We start from the raw sequence: 5,110 nt of genomic DNA on the forward strand, positions 1-5,110 counted from the left end.
AGAACCTCCTGCGGCTCGCACGCGAGCACTGATACCGCCGAAGAAGCGGCTCGGCCTGCCGTCGCCGGCAGGAGCGGCCTTGCAGCGCGACGCTTCGATGCTGCCGGCACTCGCTCGGGGCCGAAGGCGCCGTAAGCTCGCTTCGGCAAGGCTTCGTGGGGGGCGAGGTCTTCATATTTCGGACGCGATCCTCGGTCAGGGAGCCTCGGCAGTATCGAGCGCACCGAGGCTCCCATGATCAGTGAAACGGCAGCGCTTCCCGGTCGGCGCAGCGCCACGGAATCCTACCTGCGGGTGCTGCACGCGCTCATGCTGCGCGATATGCGCACCCGGTTCGGCGGCTCGCATCTGGGCTACGCCGTCGTGGTGCTGTGGCCCGTCGTCCACGTCTTCATGCTCGTCGCCATCTACGTCTTCCGCAAGGTGCCGGCACCCATCGGCGACAGCCGAGCGCTGTTCTTCGCGAGTGGTGCGGTGCCGTGCCTGATCTTTCAGTACGTCTCGCGCGAGGTCATGAAGGCGGTGATGATGAACCGTCCCCTGACCTACTATCCTCAGGTGAAGGTGTTCGACGTCGTCCTCGCTCGGATCATCGTCGAGATTGTTACGGGCTTCCTCGGCTTGCTGTGCGTCTTCTCGATCCTTGTCGCATTCGGAGTCGATCCGCGCCCTGCGGATACCATCACGGCGATCAGCGGGTACCTCGCAGCGATCTGTCTTGGGATCGGGATCGGCACGATCAACGTCGGGATCGTCTCGTTCTTTCCGGCCTGGATCATGGGCATCAGCTCTTCAATATCGTGATGTACATTCTAAGCGGCGTGATGTTTCTTCCCCATTATCTTCCCCCTGAACTCTATGCTGCCTTTAAATGGAACCCGGCTCTTCAGATCATCGAATGGGTTCGGCTCGGATATTACCCAAGTCTCGGCGTGAAGGTGGATTACGCCTATGTGATGCTGTTCGCTCTTTTTTCTCTGACGTTTGGACTTCTGCTGGAACGCTTCGTCGTGCGCCAGCGGACCTGAGAGGCGGCATGCCTCGTGCTCGGGCGGCAGGCGGCTATAGCCTTGAGGCCGGTCTTGAGTGTCGCGCCCTCACCACAGCGCTCGTACGATCGAAACCCGGCCAGGAACGAACGGTTAACCCTGTCGGTCCTATGCCCTAAGCCGAGGCATCGGGAACCGTCGCAGACAGATGCTGACACGCCATCGCCTGATCCGATCCGCGCTCCTGCTGCTCGCCCTCGTCGGCGCGGGCGCGGCTGGCGCGCAGGATGGCGAGAGAGGCCGCAACGCGGCGGTGGCGATCGCCGCCGACGTGTCAGCTGCGGCGAGCGGCACCACCAAGCTCACCTTCACGCTGTCGAAGCCGGTCGAGGCGCGCGCCTTCGTGATGGAGCGGCCGGACCGGGTCGTGATCGATCTCGCCGAGGTGAACTTCCAGCTCGATCCGGAGAGCGGGCGACATCGTGAGGGGCTGATCCAGTCCTACCGTTACGGCCTATTCGCGCCGGGCCGCTCGCGGATCGTCATCGATCTGACGGGTCCCGCGACGGTGGCACGCACCGAGGCCGCAGCGCGGCCGCGGGACGGCGCCGTCCTGTTCACGATCGAGTTGCAGAAAGCGGACCGCGAATCGTTCCGCAAGGCGGCCGTTGCGAGCGATCCGGCCCCGTCCCAGCGCAAGGCCGCGATGCCGGCCGATGCCGGCGATTCGCGGCCGCTCATCGTGATCGACGCCGGCCACGGCGGCACCGATCCGGGGGCCATCGCGGCGTCCGGCGCGTTCGAGAAGGACATCGTGTTCGGCTTCGCGCAGGCGCTGGTGAAGCGGCTCGAGGCCGGCGGCCGCTACCGGGTGCGGATGACCCGCGACCGGGACGTGTTCGTGCCCCTCGGCGAGCGGGTGCGCCTCGCCCGCGAGGCGAAGGCCGACCTCTTCGTCTCGATCCATGCCGATTCGATATCGGCCGCCCCGCAGGTGCGCGGCGCCACGATCTACACGGGCTCCGAGAAGGCGACGGATGTGGAATCCGCCCGCCTCGCCGACCGCGAGAACAAGGCGGACGCGGCGGCCGGCACCGATTCGAGCGAGGGGCCGAGCGACATCGCGGACATCCTGCAGGAGCTGACGCTCCGCGAGACCCGCGGCTTCTCCTCGGGCTTCGCCCGAACCCTGATGGGCCAGCTCGCGCCGGTGATGGAGCTGAGCACCAAGCCGCACCGAGAAGCCGGCTTCAAGGTCCTGCGGTCGCCCGACGTGCCGAGCGTGCTCGTGGAGCTCGGCTACCTGTCGAGCAAGCGCGATCTCGACCTCCTGCAGTCGGAGGAGTGGCGCGAGACCGTCACGGGCTCGATGGCCAAGGCCATCGACCTGTTCTTCACGAATCGCGCGAGCCTCACCCGCCCCGGTTCGGGGGCGCGGAAGGCGGCCTCGATCGCCCCAGTTTCACCATAGATCCGGTGTCGATACGGGGCCCATGAGAGGCCCGCCCGCGGCGTCGAGAGATCGACGCGAGGTCGCGGGCGTGACACCACCGCCGAGGGCGCGCCACGATATGCGCGCCGAGCGCCTCGGACAGCGCCCGCGCTGCGGGTCGCCGGGTGCGGCGGGCGGCAGAGCAATCGACGGGCGGGACACCGGATGCGCTTCATCCTTCGTTTCTTCGGGTTCCTGTTCAGCGCGGGTGCCGTGGTGTTCGTCCTCCTCGCGACGGCGGGCGCCTTCTTCTACTGGAAGTACAGCCAGGATCTGCCGGACCACGCCGCGCTCGCCAACTACGAGCCGCCGGTGATGACGCGTCTGCACGCCGCCGACGGCTCGCTCCTCGCCGAGTACGCCCGCGAGCGGCGCCTCTACCTGCCGATCCAGGCCATGCCGAAGATCGTGGTCGCGGCCTTCCTCTCGGCCGAGGACAAGAACTTCTACAAGCACGGCGGCATCGACCCCGAGGGCATCGTTCGCGCGGTCCTGACGAACGCCAAGAGCGGCAAGAAGCAGGGCGCCTCGACGATCACCCAGCAGGTGGCCAAGAACTTCCTGCTCTCCTCCGAGCAGACCTACGACCGCAAGATCAAGGAGGCCCTGATCGCCCTGCGCATCGAGGCGACCTACTCGAAGGACAAAATCCTCGAGCTCTACCTCAACGAGATCTTCCTCGGCACCATCGTGCCCGGCCGCAACCTGCACGGCGTGGCAGCGGCGGCGCTCGACTATTTCGGCAAGTCGGTCCACGAGCTGACCATCAACGAGGCCGCCTATCTGGCGGCCCTGCCGAAGGGCCCCAACAACTATCACCCCTACCGCAAGACCCAGGCGGCGCTCGACCGGCGTAACGAGATCATCGGCCTGATGGCCCAGAACGGGTACATCACCCGCGAGGAGGCTGATGCTGCCAGGAAGATGGCGCTCGGCGTCAACCCGCGCGTCGCCTTCCCGAACGCGGCCAACGCCAACTACTTCACGGAGGAGGTCCGCCGCGAGATCTCCGAGCGCTACGGCGAGAAGAAGCTCTACGAGGGCGGCCTCTCGGTGCGCGCGACCCTCGACCCGAAGATGCAGGCCTGGGCGCGCAAGGCGCTCGTCGACGGCCTGATCCGCTATGACCAGCAGCACGGCTGGCGCGGGCCGCAGACCCGCGTCGATCTCACCGGGCGCGACTGGGGCATGGCGGTGGCCGAGGTGCCGGCGCTCGGCGACGTCGCGCCCTGGCGGCTCGCGGTCGTGCTCTCGACCTCCGGCGGCTCGGTCCAGGTCGGCCTGCAGCCGCGCCGCGAGGCGTCGGGCGCGGTCGCCAAGGAGCGCGAGACGGGAACGATCCCGCCCGAGGGCATGCGCTGGATCGGCCGCGGGGCAGGTTCGCTCGCGCCGGGCGACGTGGTCTACGTCGAGGCTCTGGAGGGCGGCCGCAACCAGTTCCGCCTGCGCCAGAAGCCGGAGCTCTCGGGTGCCATCGTGGCGATGGATCCCTACACGGGCCGCGTCCACGCCATGGTCGGCGGCTTCTCCTTCGACGAGAGCGAGTTCAACCGCGCAACGCAGGCGCAGCGCCAGCCGGGCTCGTCCTTCAAGCCGATCGTCTACTCGGCGGCGCTCGACAACGGCTACACCCCGTCCTCGATCGTCCAGGACTCGCCGATCACCATCGAGGCAGGGCCGGGCCAGGAGGCCTGGACGCCCTCGAACTACGACGGCAAGTCCGGCGGCCCGCACACGCTGCGCTACGGGATCGAGCACTCGAAGAACCTGATGACGGTTCGGCTCGCCAAGGACGTCGGCATGCCGCTCATCGCCGAGTACGCCCGCCGCTTCGGCGTCTACGACGACATGCTGCCCGTGCTGCCGATGTCGCTGGGCGCGGGCGAGACGACGGTGATGCGCATGGTGACCGCCTACTCGATGCTGGCCAACGGCGGCCGCCGCATCCGTCCGACCCTGATCGACCGCATTCAGGATCGGACCGGCGAGACGATCTACCGGCATGACAACCGCAAATGCGTGGGCTGCGACGCCGAGAAGTGGTCCGGCCAGGACGAGCCGAAGCTCGTGGACGATTCCGAGCAGGTGCTCGACCCGCTCACCGCCTACCAGATGGTCTCGATCATGGAGGGCGTCGTCCAGCGCGGCACGGCCACCATCCTGAAGCAGATCGGCAAGCCGCTCGCGGGCAAGACCGGCACCACGAACGACGCCAAGGACGCGTGGTTCGTCGGCTTCTCGCCCGATCTCGCGGTCGGCGTCTATCTCGGCTTCGACAAGCCGCGCTCGCTCGGCGACCGGGCGACCGGTGGCGGCCTAGCCGCGCCGATCGTGCTCGAATTCCTCAAGAACGCGCTGAAGGACAAGCCGCCGACGCCGTTCCGGGTGCCGCCGGGCATCAAGCTGATCCGCGTGAACGTCGCATCCGGCATGCGCGCCGGCTCGGGCGAGGGCGGCGGCACGATCCTCGAGGCGTTCAAGCCCGGCACCGCCCCGCCGGACGCCTACGTCGCCCAGCCCGCCGCCCCGCCGCCCGGCGCCGTGCCGCCGGACGCGGACCGGGCTGCCCAGGCCGGCGGCCTCTACTGACAGCGGACCACTCCGAGAGGACACCCTGTCAGGATCGATC

Annotated in this window: 2 protein-coding genes and 1 pseudogene; all 3 read left to right on the forward strand. The window is 68.1% G+C overall.

The window, feature by feature from the left end; all coding sequences use genetic code 11:
• Positions 1 to 234 precede the first annotated feature (234 nt).
• The 3 genes and pseudogenes from MOX02_RS21250 to MOX02_RS21260 all read left to right on the forward strand — a co-directional run bounded on the left by MOX02_RS21250 (position 235) and on the right by MOX02_RS21260 (position 5,070).
• A pseudogene (locus MOX02_RS21250) lies at positions 235 to 1,028 on the forward strand (ABC transporter permease).
• Positions 1,029 to 1,197: 169 nt separating this feature from the next.
• Complete coding sequence (locus tag MOX02_RS21255; RefSeq protein ID WP_147027800.1) at positions 1,198 to 2,460, forward strand: N-acetylmuramoyl-L-alanine amidase; 1,263 nt, start codon at positions 1,198 to 1,200, stop codon at positions 2,458 to 2,460.
• 186 nt (positions 2,461 to 2,646) lie between these two features.
• The gene (locus MOX02_RS21260; RefSeq protein WP_147027801.1) at positions 2,647 to 5,070 is read left to right on the forward strand and encodes a penicillin-binding protein 1A; all 2,424 of its coding nucleotides are present in this window, start codon (positions 2,647 to 2,649) and stop codon (positions 5,068 to 5,070) included.
• Positions 5,071 to 5,110 lie beyond the last annotated feature (40 nt).

The organism is Methylobacterium oxalidis, assembly GCF_007992195.1.
GTDB lineage: Bacteria > Pseudomonadota > Alphaproteobacteria > Rhizobiales > Beijerinckiaceae > Methylobacterium > Methylobacterium oxalidis.